Below are 22,704 nucleotides of genomic sequence, written 5' to 3' on the forward strand. Positions count from 1 at the left end.
AACATTAGGTTTAGGCAAACCTCGCCTAACATCCGATCTGTCCGGATGTGGGCACCCCCTGCACGAAAGCGAGTTCGTCCCCATGCGTTCACAGCGCTTCCTGGCAGTGGCCGCCGCCGCGGTCGCCGTCACACTCGGCTTGTCGGCCTGTAGCTCCGACCCGGAAACCACCGAGAGCGACACCGGCACCACCTCCGGCGGATACCCGATCACCATCGAGCATGCCCTCGGCACCACCACGCTCGAGCAGAAGCCGGAGCGCGTCGCCACCGTGCAGTGGGCCAACCACGAAGTGCCCCTCGCGCTCGGTGTCGTGCCGGTCGGTATGGCCGCCGCGAACTTCGGCGACGACGACGGCGACGGCATGCTGCCGTGGGTCGAGGAGAAGCTCGAGGAGCTCGGCGGCGAAACCCCGGTGCTGTTCGACGAGACGGACGGCATCGATTTCGAAGCCGTGTCCGATACCGACCCCGACGTCATCCTCGCCGGCTACTCCGGACTCACGCAGGAGGACTACGACACCCTCAGCGAGATCGCTCCGGTCATCGCGTACCCCGAAGCCCCCTGGGCGACGGCATGGCGCGACATGATCGCGATCAACAGCGAGGGGATGGGGATGGCCGAAGAAGGCCAGGATCTCATCGCGAGCCTCGAGAGCGAGATCGCCGACGAAGCCGCCTCTCACCCGGAACTCGAAGGCAAGGCGGCGATGTTCCTCACCCACGTAGACACCGCCGACCTGAGCCAGGTCAGCTTCTACACCGCCAACGACACGCGGGCCGCGTTCTTCGAAGACCTCGGACTCGCCACCCCGAAGAGCGTCGCTGACGCTTCCACCGGCGACGAGTTCTCGCAGAAGGTCAGCGCCGAGCAGGTCGACGTGTTCGATGACGTCCAGATCATCGTCACCTACGGCGACCAGTCACTCGTCGACTCGTTGAAGGCAGACCCTCTGCTGTCGCAGATGCCCGCGGTCGCCAACGACTCGATCGTCTTCCTCGACGGCTCCGGCCCGCTCGGCACCGCCGCGAACCCGACGCCGCTCGCCATCTCGTGGGTGCTCTCGGACTACGTGGAGATGCTCGCCGAAGCAGCAAGCAAGACCAACGCGGAGTGACCTCCGTACAACAAGCATCGACGCCGGGCGCCGCACTCTCGCGGCGCTCGGCGCTCGGCAACTCCGCGTGGCTCCTCGTTCTGCTCGGGGTGCTCGCGCTCCTCGTCGTTGCGTCGGTCACCATCGGGTCGCGTGATGTGGAGTGGGCCGACATCGTCGCCGCGCTCGGCGGGTCGACCGACAACATCGGGCAGGGCGCCATCGCGAAGAGAATCCCGCGAACGGTGCTCGCACTTCTCGTCGGGGCGGCATTGGGACTCGCAGGTGCGGTGATGCAAGGCGTCACCCGAAACCCGTTGGCCGACCCCGGAATCCTCGGCGTCAACATGGGAGCGTCGCTCGCGGTGGTCGTAGGCATGGCCTGGTTCGGGCTGTGGACGCAGACCGCGATGCTGTGGGTCGCGATCTTCGGCGCAGGCGTGACCGCGGTGTTCGTCTACATGATCGGTTCGCTCGGCCGCGGCGGAGCGACACCGCTCAAACTCGCACTCGCCGGAGCCGCTACCGCGGCCGCCCTTTCGTCGTTCATCACCGCGATAATCCTTCCGCGCAACGACATCGCGGGGAACGTGCGCTCGTGGCAGATCGGCGGTGTGGGAGGCGCGACCTTCGACGTGATCGGGCAGGCGATGCCGTTCCTGATCGCAGGATTCGTGATCTGCCTGCTGTCGGCGCGCAGCCTCAACTCCCTGGCCTTGGGTGACGAAATGGCCGCCGGGCTCGGCGAACGTGTCGCGCTCGCGCGAGGGCTCGCCTCGCTCGGAGCGGTGCTGCTGTGCGGCGCCGCGACCGCGATCGCCGGCCCCATCGCCTTCGTCGGTCTCGTCGTGCCGCACCTGTGCCGGCTCCTGATCGGCGTCGACAACCGGTGGCTGTTGCCCTTCTCCGCACTGGTCGGTGCCGCGCTGCTCACGGCCGCCGACGTCGTCGGCCGCATCGTCGCGCGACCCAGCGAGATCGACGTCGGCATCATCACCGCGCTCATCGGCGCACCGTTCTTCGTGTACATCGTCCGCCGGCAGAAACTCCGAGAACTGTGACAGCCACACTCACCACCATCGAACCGGATGTCGACGAGGTCGCCGCGAGCCGAGTGCGCCGCGGACGACGTCGACGCATCGTGATCGGAATCCTCGGCGCGCTCGTCCTCACCGCATTCGTCGCGAGCCTGATGTTCGGGAAGACGTTCTATCCGCCGTCCGACATCGTCCGCGTGATCCTCGGCGAAAACGTCCCCGGTGCGACGTTCACCGTCGGCCGACTCCGCCTGCCGCGCACTGTGCTCGCCGTGGTCGCGGGAGTGTGCTTCGGTCTGGGCGGCATCACCTTTCAGACGATGCTGCGCAATCCGCTCGCGAGTCCCGACATCATCGGGATCAGTGCCGGGGCGAGCGCCGCTGCCGCGTTCGGGATCATCGTGCTCGGTCTCGGCAGTACTCAGGTGTCGATCTTCGCGATCGTCGCGGGGCTCGGCGTGGCGCTGTTGATCTATGCGCTGTCGTATCGAGGCGGTGTCGCGGGGACGCGGCTGATCCTCATCGGCATCGGCATCGCAGCCATGCTCGACAGCGTCACCTCGTATCTGCTGAGCACCGCAGCCGCATGGGATCTGCAGGAGACCATGCGCTGGTTGACCGGCAGCCTCAACGGTGCAACGTGGGGCGCGACCGTGCCCGTGATCGTCGCACTCGCGATTCTCGGTCCGGTGCTGTTGGCGCAGACCCGCAACCTGTCGGTAATCCAGCTCGGCGACGAGGCCGCGCAGGCACTCGGTGTGCGCGTCGAGCGCACACGCATAGTGGCGATCGTCGCCGCCGTCGGACTCATCGCGTTCGCCACCGCGGCAGCCGGACCGATCGCGTTCGTCGCATTCCTCGCCGGTCCGATCGCCGCGCGCATCGTGGGGCAGGGTACGTCGCTGTTCGTCCCGGCGGCGCTCGTAGGTGCGTTGCTGGTCCTCGTCGCCGACTTCGTGGGCCAGTACGCATTCGGTACCCGCTACCCGGTGGGCGTCGTGACCGGCGCCCTCGGAGCACCGTACCTCGTCTACCTGATCATTCGCTCCAATCGAGCGGGAGGCTCGCTGTGACCGCATCGCACACTTTGACGGTCGAGAATCTGGAACTCGGCTACGGTAACCGGACGGTCGTCGAGAACCTGGATCTCGACGTACCTTCCGGGATGATCACATGCATCGTCGGCGCAAATGCGTGCGGCAAATCGACGCTACTGCGGTCGATGTCGCGACTGCTCGCGCCGCGCGGCGGGCATGTATTGCTCGACGGCAAGGACGTCCACAAGCTGCCTGCGAAGAAGCTCGCTCGTACTATGGGCCTGCTGCCGCAGTCGCCGATAGCTCCGGAGGGGATCGTCGTCGCGGATCTCGTCGGACGCGGCAGGCATCCGCATCAGCGGGTCTTGTCGAGGTGGAGTCGCGAGGACGACGCCGCCGTCGCCGATGCGCTCGCCGCCACGAATACCACCGAACTTGCCGAACGCGCCGTCGACGAATTGTCGGGTGGCCAGCGTCAACGGGTGTGGATCGCGATGGCCCTCGCGCAGCAGACCGACGTGCTGCTGCTCGACGAACCCACTACCTTCCTCGATGTGAGTCATCAGGTGGAGGTGCTGGACCTGCTCACCGACCTCAATCGTGACCGCGGCACGACGATCGTCATGGTGCTGCACGATCTCAACCTCGCCGCCCGTTACGCCGACTACCTCGTCGCGATCGCAGACGGGCGGCTCTATGCGGCGGGTGATCCGTCGGACGTGCTCACGAGTGAGACCGTCGCCGCGGTGTTCGGGCTCGACAGCCGCGTGATCGAGGACCCTGTCTCCGGAAAGCCGCTGGTGCTGCCGGTCGGGCGACATCACGTGAGTATTTGAAAAGTGGGGATCCGGGCCCGGATCCCCACTTCGGGTATCAGCTGTATGCGTTCTTGATCGCGTCGAGTGCGGTGGTGCACGGGACGTCGGCTTCGCGCAACGCGTCGACGACGTCTGCCTGATCTGCCAGAAGGCTGTTCGCAGCGACCGCCCAGGTCACTTTGCCGGGCTCGAACTTGCGGGTGGGAACCCACCCTCGCTGCGGAGCCAGCTCGCGCAAGGTGCTCCAGTGGGCGACCTCGGTCGCGTCCGGACGTCCGATGAACAGCAACTGCTGGTGTGCCACGATGAACCCCTTTGTTCTACATGCCTCGTCAGGGGTGTCGTTCACTGTGTTCTTTTCGTTACATTGCGCTCGGACGAAATTTGTGCCCTGGGTCAGGACTCGGGGAATGCCTGGGCCGCAGGTCAGGCCTCGAAGAGTGTCTGGCCCCAGTAACCGTTCTCACCGGGACCGGGCGGGCACGCGAACACTGCCGATCCGACGTGCTGGATGTATTCGTTGAGAGCGTCGGACCGGGCAAGCGCGAGTTGCATCGGCACGAACTGGGTCTGTGGGTCGCGACAGAAGGCGATGAAGAACAAGCCGGCATCGAGATGGCCGAAGCCGTCGGACCCGTCGGTGAAGTTGTAGCCGCGACGCAGGATCTCGATGCCACCGAGATGTTGCGCCGACGCGAGCCGGACGTGCGCGGTGGTGGGGATGAACGGCCCGTCGGGACCGTTGGATTCGAGATCGAGTTCGTCGAACTCGTGGGTCTTCCCGAGCGGTGCACCCTCTCTCTTGTCGCGCCCGATGACCGCTTCCTGCTCGCCGAGCACCGCACGATCCCACTGTTCGATGAGCATCCGGATGCGTCGCGCAACAAGATACGTGCCGCCGCCGAGCCAAGGCTGATCGTCTGCTGGTGCGACCCATACCGACCGGTCGAGTGCGGCAGGATCCTCGGCTTTGAGGTTGTTCGTTCCGTCCTTGAATCCGAACAGGTTCCGCGGTGTCGTCTGCGATGTCGACGTCGACGAGGTCCGCCCGAAACCGAGTTGCGACCAGCGCACCGATGCAGTTCCGAACGCGACGCGCGCGAGATTGCGGATTGCATGCACCGCGACCTGCGGGTCGTCGGCGCAGGCCTGGACGGCGATGTCGCCGCCGCCACGCGTCGGGTCGAGATTGTCGGCCGGGAAGTGCGGGAGGTCTTCGAGTGCTGTGGGTCTGAGGTGGGCGAGCCCGAACCGGTCGTCGAACAGGGACGGGCCGAATCCGATGGTGAGTGTGAGGTGGGATGGGCCGAGGTCGAGTGCTTCACCGGTATCGCTCGGTGGGTGATAGGCGCCGTCGCCCGTCGCGCCGTCCTCCGTGGCCTCGCGGCCGGCGGTCATCCGGTCGGCCATCTCGGTCCACGTCTTCAAGAGCGCGATCAACGCGTCACGGTTATCGGTGGTGACATCGAACGCAACGAAATGCAAGCGGTCCTGCGCCGGAGTGACCACCCCGGCCTGATGCGCCCCTCGAAACGCGACGATGGGGTCGGTCGTGTCGGATTCGGGTGCGGTGGCTCTGCCGATCACCGCACCCGTTCCTGCGAGCACCGCTCCGGCCCCCACCGCGCCGAACAGTCGGCGGCGGGAGATCCCCGGGTTCTCGGTCATTGCCCCGATGCCTCCGCAACAACGCCCTGAACCTTGCTGACCTCAGCGGACAGTGCGTCGAGCAAGCGGGACAGTTCTTGACGCTGCGGTTCGGTCACCGTGTCGTAGGAGACGAACCCTTCGCCTTCCCGATACTGCTGCAAGGCTGCATCGAGGTCGGCGAACCGACTGTCGATCACCGGTCCGAGTTCTGGATCCTGCTCGTCGAGGACCGGACGCAGAGCGGCGATCGCAGCCTGCGAGCCGTCGACATTGGCCTGGAAATCATAGAGGTCGGTGTGGGAGAAGATGTCCTCCTCACCGGTGATCTTCGACGTGGAGATCTCGTCGAGTAGGCCCTGTGCGTCGCCGGCGATGCGGGTGGGATCGATCGTGTAGTCCTCTGCATTCACCAGGTTCGCGAGCTCCTGGATGTCGACCACGAGCTGATCGGCAATGGCGTTGGTGTCGGGCTGGAGTCCGTCGACCCACAGGTCCTTCTCGATGCGGTGGAAGCCCGTCCAATCCTGACCGGGTTCGAGGTCGGCCTCGCGTAGGTCCAGGCGCGGATCGAGGTCGCCGAAGCTTTCGGCCTCGGGCTCGATGCGTTCGTAATATGTGCGGGTCAGGGGGAACATCCGCTTGGCTTCGTCGACATTGCCGGCTTCGACCGCGGCGACGAACTCGCCGGTGGTGGTCACCAACGCCTCGGCCTGGCTTCGGATGTAGCGGCGGTAGCCGTCGGCGGCTTCGGCGAGTTTCCCGTCGGCGTCGCTTGCCGCCTGGGAGTCTCCGGTGACGGTGAACGGCTGGCGGACACCATCGCCCACCATGCCCGGCCGGCACGAAAGCTCGTATTCACCGGCTTCGGGGATGCTGACGATGAGCTGCCGAGTCAGGCCCGGGCCGATGTTCTCGACCTCACCGAGCGCGCGGTCGCCCGTGGCGAACACGTAGAACTCGGTGACCTTGGTGCCGTTGTTGGTGATAGCGAACGTCGAATGGCCGGTGACGGCCTCCTCGGTCGATACGTCGCAGGACGTGTCGGTGGCCGTCACCGTGATCGCCTCGGCGTCGGACGACGCTTTCTCCGTGCATCCGGCGAGGACCAACGGAAGCAGGGCGGCAGCCCCGGCGCAGTAGAGGGAACGACGCATATTCGTACCTTTCGAGCGAGCGCACACGGATCGCGGACGCGAAATCAGGGGGTTACGGCGGCCTGCGACGGGCGGACCCGTGGCTCGGCAGCGAACGGCCTCAGGAACAGGAACAGGACGACGACCAGGTAGAGGAGCCACGCGGTGAACTGCAGGACCGTCGGATCGGGGCGGAGGTTGAAGATGCCGCCGAGGACCGTTCCGTACCAGCTTCCGGCGTCGTAGGTGTCGGACACATCGAAGGCAAGGGACGTGCCACCGGGCAGTACCCCGCCGATCTGTAGTGCACGCACGCCGTAGCCGAGGATCCCTGCCGCCACGACCACGAGGAAGGCTCCGGTGAACGTGAAGAACTTCGCCATGTTGATTCGGATAGCGCCGAGATACATCAACACGGTGATCCCGGCGGCGACGGCGATACCGAGCAGGAGTCCGATGAGCGGCCACGGGCTACCGGCGGTGTTCTCTGCGTAGCCGACCATCAGCAACGCGGTTTCGAGACCTTCACGGCCGACCGCGAAGAACGACAGGGACAGCACGGCGACCGGTCCGACGACCAGTGCCTTCTCCATGCCGGACTTGAGATTGCCGGAGATCGTCCGGGCGGCGTTACGCATCCACAGCACCATGGTCGTGACGATCACGACCGCGATGAGCGAGGCGATGCCCGCCGCGATCTCGGCGGCCAGACCGTCGAGCGTGTTCGTCCCGAAATGGATGATCAGGAAGGTGGCAGCGACCAACGCCACAGCGATCCCGACGCCGAGCCACACCCATTTGAGGGCATCGCGACGTTCGGATTTGACGATGAACGCCACGAGGATCATGACGACGATTCCGGCTTCGAGTCCCTCGCGGAGGCCGATGAGCCCGGACCCCGCCAGTTGAGTGGCAATGGACGGTGCATCGGCGCCTGCAGCCAGAGCGGACATGGAGCAACTCCCGTACTAAGGTGAGCCGACCCTCACTGAGCCGCGCGGAGAAGAACATACACCCATCTGCCACCTCTGCGGGAGGGGCTTTCGGGTCATTACCTGCGCATTACCGAGTCGGACGGACCCACTACTTGTCTGTGCCGGCCGACTCGTCCGTATTGTGCTCTGCCTTCGACCGCATGCGTCGCACGATGGCGTAGGCAACAGCGATCACCACGACGGCGATCACGATGTACTGCAACGTCTCCGCATAGGGCTCGACCCGGTACCAGTTCTCGCCCAGCTGATACCCGGCGATCACGAAGATGCTGTTCCAGATGAGGCTGCCCGCGGTGGTGAACGCAGTGAACTGCCAGATCGGCATGCGTGTCACGCCGGCCGGGATCGAGATGAGGCTGCGGAAGATGGGCACCATCCGGCCGAAGAACACTGCTTTGCGGCCGTGCCGCCGGAACCATTCGGTGGTCCGGTCCAGATCGTCGACGTCGACGAGAGGCAGCCGGTCCACCGCGCGGCGTATCCGTGCCTCACCCACCCAGCGTCCGAGGGAGTAGAGCCCCAGTGCTCCGACGATCGAGCCGAGCGTGGTCCAGAAGAGCGCACCGAAGAGGGTGAAGCTGCCGAGGCTCGCCGCGAAGCCCGCGAGCGGGAGGATGACCTCGCTGGGGAGCGGAGGGAAGAAGTTCTCGAGCGCAATGGCGATGCCCGCGCCGACCCCGCCGAGCTGATCCATGAGATCGAGCGCCCATCCGGCGAGTCCGTCTGTGGGGGCCGTTCCGGCATCTTCGATACTCACCTCACCCAGGGTAAGGCGGAGTCGACGCTGGCAGACTGGGCCCGGTGAACGCGGGGACAAGAACCAGAACCAGAGGACCACTCCAGCCGCCGGAACTCGCAGCTGCGGCAGTGTTCGGAGCACTCACGGCGGTGTTGTCGGTGGTCGCAGGGTTGATTCCGATCGGGGTCGCGCAGGTTCTGGTGGCGCTACCCATCGCGTTTCTCGCCATCACGGGCCGCGTCCGCACCGTCATCGCCGCCACTACCGCAGCGGGTGTCGTAGCACTGATCGCAGGCGGACCGTTCGCGGTCGCGGCGGTGGTGCTGCTCGCGGCGATCGGCACCCTTGTGGGGTTTGCGCAACGCCGCTGGGGACGATCGGCGGTATTCGTCATCTTCGCGTGCTCGGTACCGATGGGTCTGACGGTGGCGGCGGCGGTCGTCGGCCTCCTGGTCGTGTTCGAACAGACCCGCGTCCTGCTGCTCGAGGCACTGGTCAACACCATGCGCGGGATGCTTGCCGCGTTCGAGGCCGCTGGGGCGGATACCGAGCTCAGCCGGATAGTGAACGAGACCATCGATTTCCTCGTGACCTACTGGTGGCTGTGGATCGGCAGTGCTGTCGTCCTCGGAGTGGTCGGGACTGCACTGCTGGCGTTCGGGATGTTCGCGTCCGTCGCACAGCGCAGTACCTGGCCGCGGCAACAGGCGGGATGGCCGCAACGGACAACCGAGCGTGAGCCCGGCCCGCTCCCCGTGAAGCTGAACTCGGTCTCGTACCGCTACCCCGGCACAACCGTCGATGCGTTGAGCAACGTGGACCTGACGATCACCGAAGGCGAGTTCGTCGCAGTCGTCGGCGCCAACGGCTCCGGGAAATCGACACTCGCTCGCATTCTGGCAGGTCTCGACCCCACTTCGGGTTTCGTCGATCGTCCCGGCCCGGTGGGACTCGGCAGTCCGGGCGGAACAGTGCTGGTCTTCCAACATCCGGAAGCTCAGGTGCTCGGTCGCACGGTCGGTGAAGATCTGCGCTGGGGAACGAGCAGCGACATCGACATCGACATCGACTCCCTGCTTGCCCGTGTCGGACTCGAAGGCATGGGAAACCGCGCCACCGAAGACCTCTCCGGCGGGCAACAGCAGCGCCTGGCGTTGGCCGCCGCACTCGCGCGTACTCCGAAACTGCTCATCGCCGACGAGATCACCGCGATGGTGGACTCCGACAGCCGCACCGCACTGGTCGGTCTGCTCGCCGAGATCGCTGCCGGTGGCACCACAGTCGTGCTCATCACCCACCTGGACGACGAAACTGCACACGCCGACCGCGTCGTACATCTGGATCGGGGGCATACAGTCGCGCCGCCGGCGCCCGAACAGCGGCGCGAGGCGATCATGGCCGCACCGCCGGTGCAGTGGCTCGCGGTGCTCGAACTTCGCGAGGTCACCCACACGTATTCGGCGCGCACCCCATGGGCACACACCGCGTTGCACAACGTGTCGCTGACCGTCGGCCGCGGGGAGGGGGTGCTGGTGGTCGGAGCCAACGGGTCCGGCAAGACCACCCTCGCGTGGACCATCGCAGGTCTGCTGCGACCCACGAGTGGCACCTGCACCGTGCATGACACTCCCAGCGCACGGGTGCGCGGCGAGGTCGGCCTCGTGTTCCAACAGGCGCGGCTACAGCTGCAGCGCCCCACGGTTGCTCGCGAAATATCCGAAGTCGCGGGCCTCCACCGCACCGACCACCAGTATGTCGCTGCTGTCCTGAAGCGGGTGGGGTTGAGCGCCGGTCTCGCAGTTCGCCCGATCGATCAGCTCAGCGGTGGTGAGATGCGACGAGTCGCGATCGCCGCCCAACTGTCGCGTGCTCCGCGCGTGCTCGTGCTCGACGAGCCCCTTGCCGGTCTCGATGCCGCGGGACGCCGCGAACTGATTTCGATCCTCGTGCATCTGAGAACCGTCGAGCACGTCACGATCGTCGTCATCTCCCACGACCTGCACGGCATGGAAGAGGTGTGCTCGCGCACCGTGGTCCTCGAGGGCGGCACCGTCGTCGACGACGGAACGAAGGCGGCCGCGTGATGAAGAAACAGCGTCAGCGCCGTCCCCGTCAGCGCCGTCCCCTTGTCCTGCTGCGGCCGGTTCCGCGTGAGACACCCCTGCACCGCGTGTGGGCGGGCACGAAAGTGATTGCGGCTGCCGTGCTGTCGGTGGTGGTGAGTTTCCAGCCGTCGTGGGCCGGGCTCGGCGTCATTGTTGCCGTGCTCCTCGGAGGTCTGCTCGTCGCGCGCATTCCGCGCGGTGTGGTGCCCACCATCCCGTGGTGGGTGTTCGCGTTCTTCGCGTTCTTCGGCGTCATCAATGCGGTCGGTGGAGGTATCGACGCATACATCCGGGCGACGCTGCTGGGTATCGCACTGTTGGTTCTTGCGTCGCTGGTGGGGTGGACGACGCGGCTGTCGGAGCTCGTCGACGCCCTACCCGTGCTGCTGGCACCACTGAGGATCCTGCGTGTCCCGGTCGACGAATGGGTGACGACGTGCGCATTGGCGTTGCGCGTGCTGCCGTCGATCCGCGGGGAACTGCGCATGTTGTTCGCGGCGCGAAGGCTTCGTGGCCGAGCGGGACTCCCGTCACCACGCGGGTCGTGGCACGAGGTCATCGATGCGGTCGGTGCCGTGGCGTCGGTGTCGATGCGGCAGGTGCGAGACCTCGGGGACGCCCTGTCGGTGCGCGGCCCACGCCCTGTTGCGCGGGCCTGGCCGCGGCTCGGGGTGGGCGATGCCGTGGTGGTGCTCGTCGTGGTCGCGGCGTGCGTTGCCGTGGAGATTCTGGGGTGAAATGTCATGGGCAGCGTGCGCGGAGGATGTCGGCACCGGGCCCCGTGAGATCGTCGCAGTAGTCGGTGCGGCCTGCCATCGCCATCGTCAGCGAAAGGGTCGGGCCACCCACCTCCGGTCCGGAGCCCACGGTGAAATCGCTGTCCGTGGCGGTGAGCCGCAGCCCCTCGGCGGCGGTTCTGCTGTTCACCGCGAAATCTTTTCGCGCGTAGAAGCGTGCAACTTCTGTGGTTACCGCGATCGCCGGTGTGCGGGAGATGCCGAGCGGGCGACGAATGTCCTGTGCGTGCACCACCACCTCACCCAGCCATGCCGCGGTCGGGCCGAGCGGAGCCGTGGTACTGGTGAGCACGCGTCGAAAGTTCGCGAGCGTGTCATCCGGTGTGGCGCCGAGGTGCTCTGCGAGTCGTCGTGCGTTGTGGAGGTCGGTATCGAAGCGGGCGCCGAGGGCACTTCCGATCCACCGCAGTGGACCCACAGTGGCGACCGCGGTGAGATGCGCGACGACCTGCTCGACCGTCCATTGGCCGCACAGCGACCGGCATGCCCACTGGGCAGAATCGAGTTCCGCAAGGTCGTCCGCAAGCGCCGACCGTTCGGCGTGCACAAGATTCCAGAGTCGATCGCGGTCGGCCACGCTGGTGAGGATATCGGGTTCGGACATCCGATTCCGGCGGTAGCGTGTGCCATGTGCGTTGGGTTCTGCACGTCGACCTCGACGAGTTCCTCGCCGCCGTCGAAGTGCTCCGACATCCCGACCTCGCCGGGAAACCGGTGGTGGTCGGTGGCCGCGGCGACCCCACCGAACGTGGCGTGGTGTCGACCGCGTCGTATGCGGCGCGCAAATTCGGAGTGCGGTCGGGAATGCCGCTGCGTGTCGCGGCCCGCAAGATCCCCGACGCGGTGTTCCTGCCGGTCGACGCAGATGCCTACAACGAAATGTCGCGACGGGTGATGGATGCCCTGCGTGGGTTGGGTATCACAGTCGAGGTGCTGGGATGGGACGAAGCATTCCTCGGGGTCGAGAGCAGCGACCCCGAAGCGTTTGCAACGGTGGTGCGACAGTCGGTGCTCGACGCGACCGGTCTGCACTGCTCGGTGGGGATCGGCGACAACAAACTGCGCGCGAAGATAGCGACCGGATTCGGTAAGCCCCGGGGCCAATTCACTTTGACCCGCGACAACTGGTATTCGGTGATGGGAGACCTGGGCCCGATCGCGCTGTGGGGGATCGGGGCGAAGACCGCGAAGAAGTTGGATGCCATCGGGATTCGCACGGTCCGCGAGTTGGCGTCGTCTTCTGTCGACGAGATGGCGTCGAGATTCGGTCCGAAGACCGGGCCATGGCTCGTGGGGCTCGGTAGGGGGGTGGGCAGCGCGGAGGTGTCGAGCGAACCGTGGGTTGCACGATCACACAGTCGCGAAACGACGTTCCAACACAACCTCGCGGACTGGGACGAGGTCGCAGAGCATGTGCGACGGTTGGCCGCGCGGGTCACCGAAGACATCCGGGCCGAGAAGCGGCCCGGCGTGCGGGTCGAAATCAAGCTCCGCTACGCACCGTTCTTCACGCGCACCACCAGCCGCGCGCTGCCGGATCCGACACTGGATCCTTCGGTGATCTCGGCGGCAGCGGTGTCGCTGCTCGACCGCTTCGATCACGAGCGGCAGGTGCGGCTGGTGGGGGTGCGGGTGGAGATGGTGGAAAGCGGGTAGCTATCGGGCGATGCCGTAGAACCGATCGACACGCACTCGCAATACCAGTCGTTGTTCGTCGACCATCGCCGCGCGGAACTCGTCCCAATCGGGATGCTCGCCCTGGACCTTGCGGTAGAGCGCGACGAGTTGTTCGGCCGCGTCGTCGTGGGGAGTGCGTGCGATATCGGACAACTCGGCGTTGCCCTCGGCGACGGCGTACGACCAACCACCGTCGGAGTCCTTGAACAGGCTCACGCGCGAGTCGCGGCGCATGTTCCTCGTTTTCGCGCGAGAGTCGGTGATCGAGATGGAGAACGTGTGTGTCCGGTGATCGTAATGGTAGAGGATGTTCGAGACCTGAGGTCTGCCTGAACGTTTGAGGGTGACGAGCGCGGCGATTCCGGTGTCGCCGAACAGGGCTTCGAGAGTGGACTCATCGGCTGCCATGGCGTCAGGATACGTGGGCCGAATGTGGTCGTCAGGCAGTCGAAGTGAACGAATGTGACATTCGGCTGCAGTAACGGGTCTACCCTCGGATGAGGGTCGGGGCCCATTGTCGTGACATCGAGGCAGCCATGGCTGACAACACCACAAGCAATCGCGCTTCATCGGCGGGGGAGGGTGCGGGTTCATCGATCATCGACAAGGTGCTCGACGGACCGCTGACAGGCCTCGCGCCTTGGATCTTCCTTGCCATCTTCGAAGGACCCGGCAGCATCGGCTGGGTGTCTGCGGTGGCGCTCGCCATCTCGGTGTTCTTCGTCGTGGCGGATCGGATCCGCGGAAAGAGCCTCAAGCTTCTCGGGGCCGTCGACGTGCTCTTCTTCGCCGGCCTGTTCGTCCTGCAGTTCTTCCTGAGCGCCGACGGTGAGGTATGGCTCGAGAAATGGATCGGTGAGATCGCGAACATCACCCTGGTGATCATTGCGGTGGGATCGATCCTGATCCGGGTGCCTTTCACCCTCCAGTACGCGCGCGAGATGGTCGAGCGCGAGTACTGGGATTCCCCACTGTTCATCAGGACCAACTACATCATCACAGCAGCGTGGGCCGTAGCATTCGCGGTTGCGGCGGCCGCCGGTTGGTACGGCGACGCTGTTCTCGACGACAGCAACAACATCTGGACGGGTTGGGTGCTGCAGACCGGGGCGATGATATGTGCGATCAAATTCACCTCCTGGTATCCGGATCACGTCAGTGCGAAGGCGATCGGCGAGCATGAGAACGCGGACAGCGACGCGACCGGGGAGACCGCCTGACGACCGGGTCAGAGCCCGTACTGCTGCGCGAAGGCTGCCGGTGTCATGCCGACGACCTTCGCGAAGTCGCGTACGAAATGCGGTTGATCTGCGTACCCGAGCATCGCGGCCATTTCGGCCAGGGGGATTGCATGCTCACGCAATCGTCCCGCCGCTTCCTGGAGACGGCGACGCTGGATCAACCATTTCGGTGTCAGCCCGATCCTGCGGTGTACCAGCCGCTGCAGCGCCCGCTCCGACAGGCCGAACTCGTTTCGGACCTGCTCGACGCGAAGGACGTCGGAATTGTCCTCGACGTATGCGACCACCTGGTTGATCAAGCGCCCCTCGTCGTCGATCGACGCATATGGCCGGAGCATGTCGTCGAACAGGTCCATTGCGGCGCGATGCGATTCGGGAGCACGGGGCGAAGTCGCCATCGCGATACGTACCTCGTCGGTGAGGCGGGCACCGGCGTCGCCGAAGATGTCGCGCAGATCGACGAACCGGTCGGTGAACGCCGCGACCGGTGTGTGTGTAAGTAACCGACCTGCTGCCGGGGTGAACATCACCCCGACCGCCCACCCCTTGCCTCTGAGCGTGGTACGGGACAACCCCGACGTGATGCCGTAGAAGCGCGCGTAGTCCTGTGCGATCACTGCAAGGCACACGGGGTATTGCAGAACTCGCTGGACGGACTCCTCACCGTCGGGCACAGACCACACCGGAATCCAGTACCGACGCATCAACGCAGTGAGCTCGGGTGCGGCCGAATACCGGAAGACCCTGCTGGAGGTGTCGGTCGGGTCGTTCAGGTGGGCGCGTTCGATCGGCTGTCGATCCGGATCGTCGACCGTGTCGGGTTTCATCAATACCGCATCCTTTGCGCGGAAATATTGTCACGTCATGAGTACAGCGTCCATGAATACAACAGCACTCCGACACGACGAGGCGAACGCGCCGCTCACCGCACTCATCGGCGCCGTCGCGTCCGGTTCGTGGGACCGGCCATCGCCCTGCGACGGCTGGACCACGCGCGATGTGGTTGCCCATATCGTCGATACGCAACGGGAGTTCCTCACCAGTCGCGGTCTCGATGTCGGTGAGCGTCCCGACCTCGACGATCCTGCGGCGGGATGGCGTGAGCACACCGCTCGTGTCGCGGCGCTGCTGACCGACGACGAGCTCGTCGTCGCCCCGTACGAGGGATACTTCGGCCCCACGACGTTGGGTGCAACGTTCGAGCAGTTCTACATCTGGGATCTGCTCGTTCATCGTTGGGACATTGCGCAGGGCGCCGGAATCCCGGTGTCTTTCACCGATGCCGAACTCGACCGGATCGAGGCCGGGGCGAACAGCTTCGGCGACTCCCTCTACATGGACGGTGTCTGCAAGCCCGGTGCGGAAGCCGGGTCCGACGATCGGCAGGAGCGGGTACTGGCGCGATTGGGACGCCGAGCAAAGTGATGCCCCCTATCGTCGGTGTATGACCGGAACGATCGTCGTTGCCGACGAGGTGCGCGCGGCCGTCGCGGAGGGTAGGCCCGTGGTGGCGCTCGAGTCGACGATTTTCACACACGGCCTGTCGCGGCCACGCAACCTCGAGGTGGCGTTCGAGGCCGAACGATCATTGCGCGACGCAGGCGTGACTCCGGCGACCGTCGGAGTGGTTTCGGGTGTCCCCACCGTCGGTCTGTCCCGCGACCAGATCGAACTGATCGAGGCCGTGGACGCGGGGACCGTGAAGACCGGGATCCGCGACCTGCCCACGGCTGCCGTGAAGAGGCTGCACGGTGGAACGACCGTGGCCTCGACCGCGTGGCTTGCGCACCGCGCCGGGATAGCAGTGTTCGCGACAGGGGGTCTCGGAGGTGTCCACCGCGGTGCGGCGACAACCTTCGACGAGAGTGCAGATCTCGTCGCGCTGTCGTCGATTCCGATTCTGATCGTCAGCGCGGGAGTGAAATCCATCCTGGACGTGCCTGCCACACTCGAACGGCTCGAAACGCTCGGCGTGATCGTGCTGGGGTATCGCACTACCCGCTTCCCGGGCTACTACGTGCGCGACAGCGGGTGTTCGATCGAGGCGGTGGAGTCGTCGGAAGCTGCTGCCGCTGTAGCCCGAGCCCGCGACGATCTCGGGATACGGTCGGCTGTGCTCATCGCCAATCCGGTCGCTGCCGACGAGCAGGTGGATCCGGCCCTGCATGATCGCGTACTCGCCGAGGCGGAGCGGGAGGCGGCCACGGCCGGTGTTCATGGCAAGGACCTGACGCCGTTTCTGCTCGACCACATGCACCGCGGTACGGAGGGTGCCACCCTCGACACGAACAGTGCGGTGTACTTGAGGAACGTGCAGGTCGCAGCGGAGATCGCGACAGCCCTCCAGGGTGCATGCTGACCGAAGGCACTCGGCCTCAGAGTAGGTGACCGACGTCCCCGAGGGTGTGCAGCGTTCGGTTGTGGAAGACGTCGTCTTGCTCGAGCACCGTGATGCTGCCGGGAGCGGCGCGATAGGCCACATACGCGCAGGCACTGATCGGTAGCCGCTGCCAGGAGGCAATGACCCAGCTCAGCGAACCGCCGTGGGTGACGACAATGCGATGCGCCTTGCTGTCGGCAGTGATTCGAGCCATGGCCCGGTAGACGCGAGTGACGCAGTCGAGCTTGGTTTCCGCACCCTCGATTCCTTCGTCGTGATCCAGGCGTTCTCCGGCGGGAGGGGGAGGAACGAAGTAGGTGTCGAGCCAGGCCTGCGGACGACCACCCGCAACGCCGTAGGACTTCTCGCGTAGGTCGGGAAGAAGTACGGGTTCGACGTCGAAAACTTCCGCGAGGGGGCGGGCGGTCTCGGTGGCACGGGTGAGGTCCGACGTGTAGAGAGCCGGAATCGAATCGGCGGGTATGAGATCCCGCAGTCGTGTAGCGATCGCATGCGCGTGGATCACTCCGCGGGAGGTGAGTGCGGAGTCGTACCAGCCGCCGACGAGACCGTCGACGTGATGGGTCGCTTCGGGGTGCGTGACGACGTAGATGTGCTCGCCCATCAGCCGGACCGGTTCCAGAGGAAAGACGCTGCACCTGGAAGCAGCGGCGTGTGTGTCTTCCGATAGAGCTCGGCAGGCCTGCCCACACCTTCGCGGCTGAGTTCGCCCGTTGCTTCGAGGCCGTGTGACAGGTGGCGTCGGAAGGTGTCCTTCGGGAACCGACGCCCGTAGATCACTTCGTAGAGGCGTCGCAATTCGAGGATGGTGAACTCGTCGCTGATCAATCCCGACGGATCGACCGCTGTTGCGTAGCGGCGACGCAGATCGTCGACGGCGAGGTCGACGATGTCGGCGTGGTCGAACGCGAGCTCACTCGTGTCGTCCACAGGTGCCAGCTGAGCCCCGGTGGGGAAGCGCTCGAACGGCACGGCTGCGCTGTGGGCCATCGACAGTACCCAGCCGCGGTCATCGCGCTCGGGATCGTCGAGCATGGCCATCTGGTGGAACTCGACGCTGTCGAATCCGGCTTTGTCGTGGAGCGCACGACGTGCGGCGTCGGCGAGGCGCTCGCCGGGATGCAGGAACGTCCCGGGTAACGCGCGTCCCCGCGGATGATCGACCACCAGTACTTTCACGGTGTCGTCGACGACGGTAAGTACGGCCACGTCGACGGCGACCGAGGGGCGCGGATAGTCGGTGAGGGGCTTGCTCGGTGACCGCGGATTCTTGCTCATGTTGTCATTAAAGCAAACTTGCGCTAATTTGGTTGGCGCAAGTTTGATCAAAGGGGAGAATGTGAAACTGGACGCGCTGCAGAAGGATCGTGTCGCCGGAGTGCTCGTGGCCACCGCCGCGGGTGATGCGCTCGGTGCCGGATACGAATTCACTTATCCGCGACCGGATATGGCAATCGACATGATCGGTGGCGGACTGGGCCCGTTCGCGCCGGGGGAGTGGACCGACGACACCTCGATGGCCCTCGCCATTGCCGAGGTATCCGCCTCGGGACGACCGATCGGGCACGGCGAAGGACTCGATGCCGTCGCAGCGCAGTTCGTGCGCTGGTACGACACCCACCCGAAGGACATCGGCAACCAGACGCGGGCCGTGCTCTCCGCGCGGCCGACGTCGGCCGCGGCGATGCGGCGGCATGCCCTCGAACTTCCGGGACGCAAAGCGGGCAACGGGTCGCTCATGCGCACCGCGCCCGTCGGCATTGCCTATCTGCACGACGCCGGCGCGTGTGTCGCCGCGGCCGGCGACATCAGTGCCCTGACTCACAACGACCCTCAGGCCATCGAAGCGTGTCGCCTGTGGTCGTACGCGATCCGTCACGCCGTGCTGCACGGCAACTTCGACGGGGCCCGACTGTATCTCGACGGAGCATCCGATGAGGTGGCCGACTTCTGGGGAGGGCTACTCGACGAGGCTGAGAAGGCAGATACCGCAAGAGTATTCGACAAGAACGGATGGGTCGTGCACGCGCTGCAGGTCGCGTGGTGGGCGATCACCCACACCGACGCGTCCGGACCGGGCCACCTCGTCGATGCGCTGGAGGCTGCAGTGCGTGCCGGCGGCGACACGGATACGACCGCGGCGATTGCAGGCGGTCTGCTCGGAGCCCGGTGGGGCGCGTCGGCAGTACCGGAACGTTGGCAGCAGATGCTGCACGGCTGGCCCGGATATCGTGCCGCCGATCTCACCGATCTCGCCTCGAAGACGGCCGCGCGCGCAGGGCAGGGGATGTAGTCAGGAGGGTGCCTGATCGTCGGGCTCGACTTTCTCGGTCTTCTCACGGTCGGTGGAACTTCCCGGGACGCCCTCCTCGTTCCGCTCCTTCTTGACGTTCTCTTCCATGTCGTCGATGAGCTGAGACAGGTTGTCGCCGGTCAGGTCGTTGTCGTGTGCACGTCGATCGGGGTCGGGCATGGTATTCCTTTCGTCGTGCGGATTCTCTGACTTCCACGTACCCGAGTCGGCGGGCCGCGAAACCAGCCTCACGACCGAGCGGGTGCCGTCCCGTCGAGGAACTGTGCGGCGAGCGATGCCGGCATCGGTTCGTGCCGCAGGTATCCACGAGCGAAATCCGCGGTGCCCTGGGTGATGGCGCGCAGGTCGATCGGGTAGCGGCCCAATTCGAGTTCGGGCACCTCCGCGCGTAGCAGCGCGACCCCCGGGCCGGGGGCTTCGGTTCCGAGCACCCGGCCGCGGCGCGCCGACAGATCGCTCAGTACCGACCCGAGGTGTTCCTCCGGCAACGTCACCCGAACCGCCGCTACCGGCTCGAGCAGGCGGGTCTCGCCATGGGCCGCGGCATCACGCAGCGCCAGGCCCGCAGCGGCCTGGAACGCGGCATCCGACGAGTCCACCGAGTGGGCCTTGCCGTCGACGAGCGTGACTCGTACATCCACCATCGGATTTCCTGTCGCGACTCCTTTGGCGGCCTGCGCGCGCACACCTTTTTCCACGGACGGAATGAACTGCCGCGGCACCGCGCCTCCGACCACGCGCTCTTCGAACACCACCCCGCTGCCGACCGGGAGAGGTTCGATCTCCAGGTCGCACACCGCGTACTGGCCGTGTCCACCCGACTGTTTCACCAAACGACCGTGCCCTGAGGTCGGGGCAGTGAACGTCTCGCGGAGCGGGACACGATGCTCGACCAGATCGACCTGCACGCCGTGCCGGTTGCGGAGCCGATCCACGACCAGTTCGGCGTGGGCTTCGCCGGTGCACCACAGTACGACCTGATTGGTGTCGGCATTCTGCTCCACGCGCACGGCGGGATCTTCGGCCGTCAAGCGCGAGAGGGCCTGTGACAGCTTGTCGTCGTCGGTGCGTGAATGTGCCTCGACCGCGAGGGGCAGCAGCGGTTCGGGAATCGGCCACATCGCCAGGTCTGCGGGGTGGTCGGGGTCGTGGAGCGTATCGCCGGGGCGAGCGGTCGCGAGCTTGCCCACGCAGACGAGATCTCCGGCCACCGCCTCGCCGGTCGGTCTTTGTTGCTTGCCGAACGGGCTGGTCAGCGCGGGGATTCGTTCGGACGAGCGCTCGCTTCCAGTGAGTGCGGCTGTCGTATCCGGTCGCAACGTTCCCGCGTAGACGCGCGCCAGACTGATCCTGCCCACATACGAGTCTCCCGTCACCCGCACGACCTGGGCAACCAGTGGGGCGTCGGGATCGCACGGCGGAGCGCCCCGCAACCGGTGGGTGGGGTCGGGGAATCCCGTGACGATCAACTCGAGCAACTCGACCGCGCCGACGCCGCTCTCGGTCGCGGGAACCGCAGGGTGCATTGCGCACAAAAGTATCTCGCGGGTGAGTCCGTCCTGCAAGGAATCCGGATCGAGTTCTTCACCGGAGACGAACCGTTCCATGAGTGTGTCGTCCTGGCCGGAGATTGCCTCCACCAGGCTTTCGCGCGCGGCATCGGAGACAGGGCATGGGCCGGGCTCGCCGTAGCTTCGACCCGTCAGCAGCCCCATCGACCCGATCGGCCGGTCCCCGTCGAACACCGGATAGAACAGTGCGCGCACGGTGTCGGGGCCGAGTCCGAACGCGTCGTGGCACTGCTCCAGTAGTTCGTCGTAGGTGTGTCGCGCGATATCGAGTTTGGTCACGACAATTGCGCGCGGAATCGCCTCGTCGTCGCACTCGCGCCACAACGCGCGAGTGGCCGGAGTGATGGCATCGGTGGCCGAGACGACGAAGATCGCTGCGTCGGCGGCGTGGAGCCCGGCGCGGAGTTCGGCGTCGAAGTCGGGGTGGCCGGGCGTGTCGATCAAATTGATCTTGACGCCTTTCCATTCGAGGGGCAGTACCGCCAGCTGCACGGAGCGTCGGTGTTCCTGCTCGATCTCTTCATAATCGGACACTGTGGTGCCGTCGGCCACCCGGCCCGCACGGCCGATTGCACCTGATGCGAAGGCGAGTGATTCCGCGAGCGTCGTCTTTCCCGTGGCGCTGCACCCGACCAGCGCGACGTTGCGTATGGCGTCCGGCGTTTCTGCAACGGGCGCCTGCCGAGTACGTGATGCGGTGCGATCTGACATCGACCTGCTCCTCGTGTCGCTTCCGCCCAGTTTAGGCAGCGACACGGCTGCGGCGGTCCCCTTTCGATCATCGGGAGACGACGGGAACCGTCGAACACCGTGTGATGACGATGCGGCTACGTCTCGGTCTCGAGTCGCTCCGAGGTGCTAACGGGTGACGGAGCCACGTCGACGACACCGGTGTCGGGGTACCCACCTTTCGAAAGTCGAAGGAGGCACCCACCATGCGAACTCCCTCACGCGTACTCTCCGTGCTGTTCGGTTCCGCTCTCGTCGTCGCACTGTCCGGAGTCGCTCTCGCGGACCCGTCGGAGACCGTCCCCACCACGACCGAGATCACAGCCACAACAACTGTGCCCTCAACAACTGTGCCCACAACTACTGCGCCGTCACTGCCGACGACGTCCGTGAACACCGACCCGGCGCCACCCGATGTCGGCATCGAGATGGGTACGGTGGCGATCCGAGCGGCCACCCTGTCCGACGATCAGCCGGTTGCCGGTGTGTCGGTCGAAGTCGCGCGCTGCGACACCGGTGAGATCGTCGGGACACCGGCGACCGGTCCGGAGGGAACCGCGAGCGTGTCGGTCCCACTCGGATGCCACACCGCCACGGCTGTGGGTTTCCCCGACGGCTACGACCCCGTGTCGGTAGGGCCATGGCAGGTCGAGGTCACGGCTCCGGGACAGGTGCAGAGCGTGGGGTTCACCTTTGCTCGCTGGGCACCACCCGGAGAGGGCACGATCGATCTGCGGGCTCGCGACCTCACTACCGGAACGCCGATCGCAGGAGTGACGGCGTCGGTGCGCTCCTGTGTCGAGGACGGGCCCTACGGTTACCTGACAACGGATCTGGACGGTGCAGCGAGCGCGACGTTCCCGCTGAACTGCTACGAAGTGACCGCCACGACGATTCCTGCGGGCTCGACAGTAGTGTCCGGCGGACCGTTCACCGTCGAACTCGATGCCCCGGGGGTCGTGCGCAGCGTCGAGGTCATCCTCGACCGTTCATCTCCGCCGGATCCGCCGACGCCTACCGTGCAGGGACGAATCATCAAGATGGACAGGATATCCGGTTCGCCTCTCGAGGGAGCGATCTTCGTCGTGGGTCCGTGCAACTCGGAGTGGAACCATCGTGAGGTCACCGGCGCGGACGGTCTGATCCCCCTCTTGCTCGCCCCCGGGTGCTACGTGGCGAAGGAAATCAGTGCACCCGACGGGTACATCGCAGACACCGCCCCGATCACATTCACCGCGACGGAGGGCGAGTACTTCACCGTCCAGGCACTGAACATGCCCGAGAACCCCGGGCCGGTCTTCCGCAATCCCGACCTTCGCGTACCGGTTCGGTCGATACCGGCCGGCCCGGTCGAAAGGCCCTGA

The 22,704-nt window shown here is 65.8% G+C and carries 24 protein-coding genes; 12 read left to right on the forward strand and 12 right to left on the reverse strand.

What is annotated here, in order from left to right; translation table 11 throughout:
* Positions 1 to 82 precede the first annotated feature (82 nt).
* Genes MWU77_RS17550 through MWU77_RS17565 form a run of 4 tightly spaced genes read left to right on the forward strand, consistent with a single transcriptional unit; the run spans position 83 to position 4,006 of the window.
* Positions 83 to 1,117 (forward strand): iron-siderophore ABC transporter substrate-binding protein, encoded by a 1,035-nt coding sequence (locus tag MWU77_RS17550; protein ID WP_169689772.1) that lies wholly within the window; start codon positions 83 to 85, stop codon positions 1,115 to 1,117.
* Positions 1,114 to 2,157: an iron ABC transporter permease gene (locus MWU77_RS17555; protein WP_169689773.1), complete on the forward strand. Its 1,044-nt coding sequence runs from the start codon at positions 1,114 to 1,116 to the stop codon at positions 2,155 to 2,157. Before MWU77_RS17550 ends, MWU77_RS17555 begins: the two co-directional genes overlap by 4 nt.
* The gene (locus MWU77_RS17560; protein ID WP_169689774.1) at positions 2,154 to 3,206 is read left to right on the forward strand and encodes an iron chelate uptake ABC transporter family permease subunit; all 1,053 of its coding nucleotides are present in this window, start codon (positions 2,154 to 2,156) and stop codon (positions 3,204 to 3,206) included. The genes MWU77_RS17555 and MWU77_RS17560 overlap by 4 nt, the downstream gene beginning before the upstream one ends.
* Positions 3,203 to 4,006: an ABC transporter ATP-binding protein gene (locus tag MWU77_RS17565; protein ID WP_169689775.1), complete on the forward strand. Its 804-nt coding sequence runs from the start codon at positions 3,203 to 3,205 to the stop codon at positions 4,004 to 4,006. Before MWU77_RS17560 ends, MWU77_RS17565 begins: the two co-directional genes overlap by 4 nt.
* A 37-nt stretch (positions 4,007 to 4,043) precedes the next feature.
* Here MWU77_RS17565 and MWU77_RS17570 read toward each other — a convergent pair whose 3' ends face one another.
* The 5 genes from MWU77_RS17570 to MWU77_RS17590 form a co-directional block, all read right to left on the reverse strand.
* The gene (locus MWU77_RS17570; protein WP_169689776.1) at positions 4,044 to 4,292 is read right to left on the reverse strand and encodes a hypothetical protein; all 249 of its coding nucleotides are present in this window, start codon (positions 4,290 to 4,292) and stop codon (positions 4,044 to 4,046) included.
* A gap of 122 nt (positions 4,293 to 4,414) precedes the next feature.
* Entirely contained in the window at positions 4,415 to 5,656 is a 1,242-nt protein-coding gene (gene efeB, locus MWU77_RS17575) for an iron uptake transporter deferrochelatase/peroxidase subunit (RefSeq protein WP_169689777.1), read from the reverse strand.
* A complete protein-coding gene (efeO, locus tag MWU77_RS17580) occupies positions 5,653 to 6,792 on the reverse strand; it encodes an iron uptake system protein EfeO (RefSeq protein ID WP_169689778.1) in 1,140 nt (379 codons plus the stop codon). Before efeO ends, efeB begins: the two co-directional genes overlap by 4 nt.
* 44 nt (positions 6,793 to 6,836) lie before the next feature.
* A complete protein-coding gene (gene efeU, locus MWU77_RS17585) occupies positions 6,837 to 7,724 on the reverse strand; it encodes an iron uptake transporter permease EfeU (protein ID WP_169689779.1) in 888 nt (295 codons plus the stop codon).
* A 130-nt stretch (positions 7,725 to 7,854) separates the two neighbouring features.
* Positions 7,855 to 8,460: a DedA family protein gene (locus tag MWU77_RS17590; protein WP_206040326.1), complete on the reverse strand. Its 606-nt coding sequence runs from the start codon at positions 8,458 to 8,460 to the stop codon at positions 7,855 to 7,857.
* Between the two features lie 107 nt (positions 8,461 to 8,567).
* Here MWU77_RS17590 and MWU77_RS17595 point away from each other — a divergent pair, with 107 nt between their 5' ends.
* A complete protein-coding gene (locus MWU77_RS17595) occupies positions 8,568 to 10,589 on the forward strand; it encodes an ABC transporter ATP-binding protein (RefSeq protein ID WP_247274352.1) in 2,022 nt (673 codons plus the stop codon).
* Positions 10,589 to 11,347, forward strand: a complete 759-nt coding sequence (locus MWU77_RS17600) for an energy-coupling factor transporter transmembrane protein EcfT (protein WP_247274415.1) — start codon at positions 10,589 to 10,591, stop codon at positions 11,345 to 11,347. The genes MWU77_RS17595 and MWU77_RS17600 overlap by 1 nt, the downstream gene beginning before the upstream one ends.
* 4 nt (positions 11,348 to 11,351) lie before the next feature.
* Here MWU77_RS17600 and MWU77_RS17605 read toward each other — a convergent pair whose 3' ends face one another.
* Positions 11,352 to 11,984: a maleylpyruvate isomerase family mycothiol-dependent enzyme gene (locus MWU77_RS17605; protein WP_247274353.1), complete on the reverse strand. Its 633-nt coding sequence runs from the start codon at positions 11,982 to 11,984 to the stop codon at positions 11,352 to 11,354.
* Between the two features lie 53 nt (positions 11,985 to 12,037).
* On the opposite strand from MWU77_RS17605, the gene MWU77_RS17610 reads away from it, so the two are divergent.
* On the forward strand, positions 12,038 to 13,063 hold the full coding sequence (locus MWU77_RS17610) for a DNA polymerase IV (protein ID WP_247274354.1): 1,026 nt from the start codon (positions 12,038 to 12,040) through the stop codon (positions 13,061 to 13,063).
* Here MWU77_RS17610 and MWU77_RS17615 read toward each other — a convergent pair whose 3' ends face one another.
* Positions 13,064 to 13,492: a PPOX class F420-dependent oxidoreductase gene (locus tag MWU77_RS17615; RefSeq protein WP_247274355.1), complete on the reverse strand. Its 429-nt coding sequence runs from the start codon at positions 13,490 to 13,492 to the stop codon at positions 13,064 to 13,066.
* Between the two features lie 128 nt (positions 13,493 to 13,620).
* Here MWU77_RS17615 and MWU77_RS17620 point away from each other — a divergent pair, with 128 nt between their 5' ends.
* Positions 13,621 to 14,304 carry a hypothetical protein gene (locus tag MWU77_RS17620; RefSeq protein WP_169689786.1) on the forward strand — a complete coding sequence of 228 codons (684 nt, stop codon included), beginning with the start codon at positions 13,621 to 13,623 and terminating at the stop codon, positions 14,302 to 14,304.
* A gap of 8 nt (positions 14,305 to 14,312) precedes the next feature.
* On the opposite strand, the gene MWU77_RS17625 is transcribed toward MWU77_RS17620, so the two are convergent.
* On the reverse strand, positions 14,313 to 15,152 hold the full coding sequence (locus MWU77_RS17625; RefSeq protein ID WP_247274356.1) for an AraC family transcriptional regulator: 840 nt from the start codon (positions 15,150 to 15,152) through the stop codon (positions 14,313 to 14,315).
* 37 nt (positions 15,153 to 15,189) lie between these two features.
* Here MWU77_RS17625 and MWU77_RS17630 point away from each other — a divergent pair, with 37 nt between their 5' ends.
* Positions 15,190 to 15,750: a maleylpyruvate isomerase family mycothiol-dependent enzyme gene (locus tag MWU77_RS17630; protein ID WP_247274357.1), complete on the forward strand. Its 561-nt coding sequence runs from the start codon at positions 15,190 to 15,192 to the stop codon at positions 15,748 to 15,750.
* A 19-nt stretch (positions 15,751 to 15,769) separates the two neighbouring features.
* Positions 15,770 to 16,684, forward strand: coding sequence for a pseudouridine-5'-phosphate glycosidase (locus MWU77_RS17635; RefSeq protein ID WP_247274358.1), 915 nt, complete (start codon positions 15,770 to 15,772; stop codon positions 16,682 to 16,684).
* A gap of 16 nt (positions 16,685 to 16,700) precedes the next feature.
* Here MWU77_RS17635 and MWU77_RS17640 read toward each other — a convergent pair whose 3' ends face one another.
* Together MWU77_RS17640 and MWU77_RS17645 are read right to left on the reverse strand one after the other, a co-directional pair.
* Positions 16,701 to 17,330, reverse strand: a complete 630-nt coding sequence (locus MWU77_RS17640; protein ID WP_169689789.1) for a histidine phosphatase family protein — start codon at positions 17,328 to 17,330, stop codon at positions 16,701 to 16,703.
* Entirely contained in the window at positions 17,330 to 18,004 is a 675-nt protein-coding gene (locus tag MWU77_RS17645; protein WP_247274359.1) for an NUDIX domain-containing protein, read from the reverse strand. The genes MWU77_RS17640 and MWU77_RS17645 overlap by 1 nt, the downstream gene beginning before the upstream one ends.
* A gap of 61 nt (positions 18,005 to 18,065) precedes the next feature.
* Here MWU77_RS17645 and MWU77_RS17650 point away from each other — a divergent pair, with 61 nt between their 5' ends.
* Complete coding sequence (locus MWU77_RS17650) at positions 18,066 to 19,019, forward strand: ADP-ribosylglycohydrolase family protein (protein WP_247274360.1); 954 nt, start codon at positions 18,066 to 18,068, stop codon at positions 19,017 to 19,019.
* On the opposite strand, the gene MWU77_RS17655 is transcribed toward MWU77_RS17650, so the two are convergent.
* Positions 19,020 to 19,199 carry a hypothetical protein gene (locus tag MWU77_RS17655; RefSeq protein ID WP_169689792.1) on the reverse strand — a complete coding sequence of 60 codons (180 nt, stop codon included), beginning with the start codon at positions 19,197 to 19,199 and terminating at the stop codon, positions 19,020 to 19,022.
* Positions 19,200 to 19,267: 68 nt separating this feature from the next.
* Positions 19,268 to 21,322 carry an elongation factor G-like protein EF-G2 gene (locus MWU77_RS17660; RefSeq protein ID WP_169689793.1) on the reverse strand — a complete coding sequence of 685 codons (2,055 nt, stop codon included), beginning with the start codon at positions 21,320 to 21,322 and terminating at the stop codon, positions 19,268 to 19,270.
* 224 nt (positions 21,323 to 21,546) lie between these two features.
* On the opposite strand from MWU77_RS17660, the gene MWU77_RS17665 reads away from it, so the two are divergent.
* Entirely contained in the window at positions 21,547 to 22,704 is a 1,158-nt protein-coding gene (locus MWU77_RS17665; protein WP_247274361.1) for a collagen binding domain-containing protein, read from the forward strand.

This window comes from Rhodococcus sp. F64268, assembly GCF_023015605.1.
In the GTDB taxonomy this organism is placed as follows: Bacteria; Actinomycetota; Actinomycetes; order Mycobacteriales; family Mycobacteriaceae; genus Rhodococcus.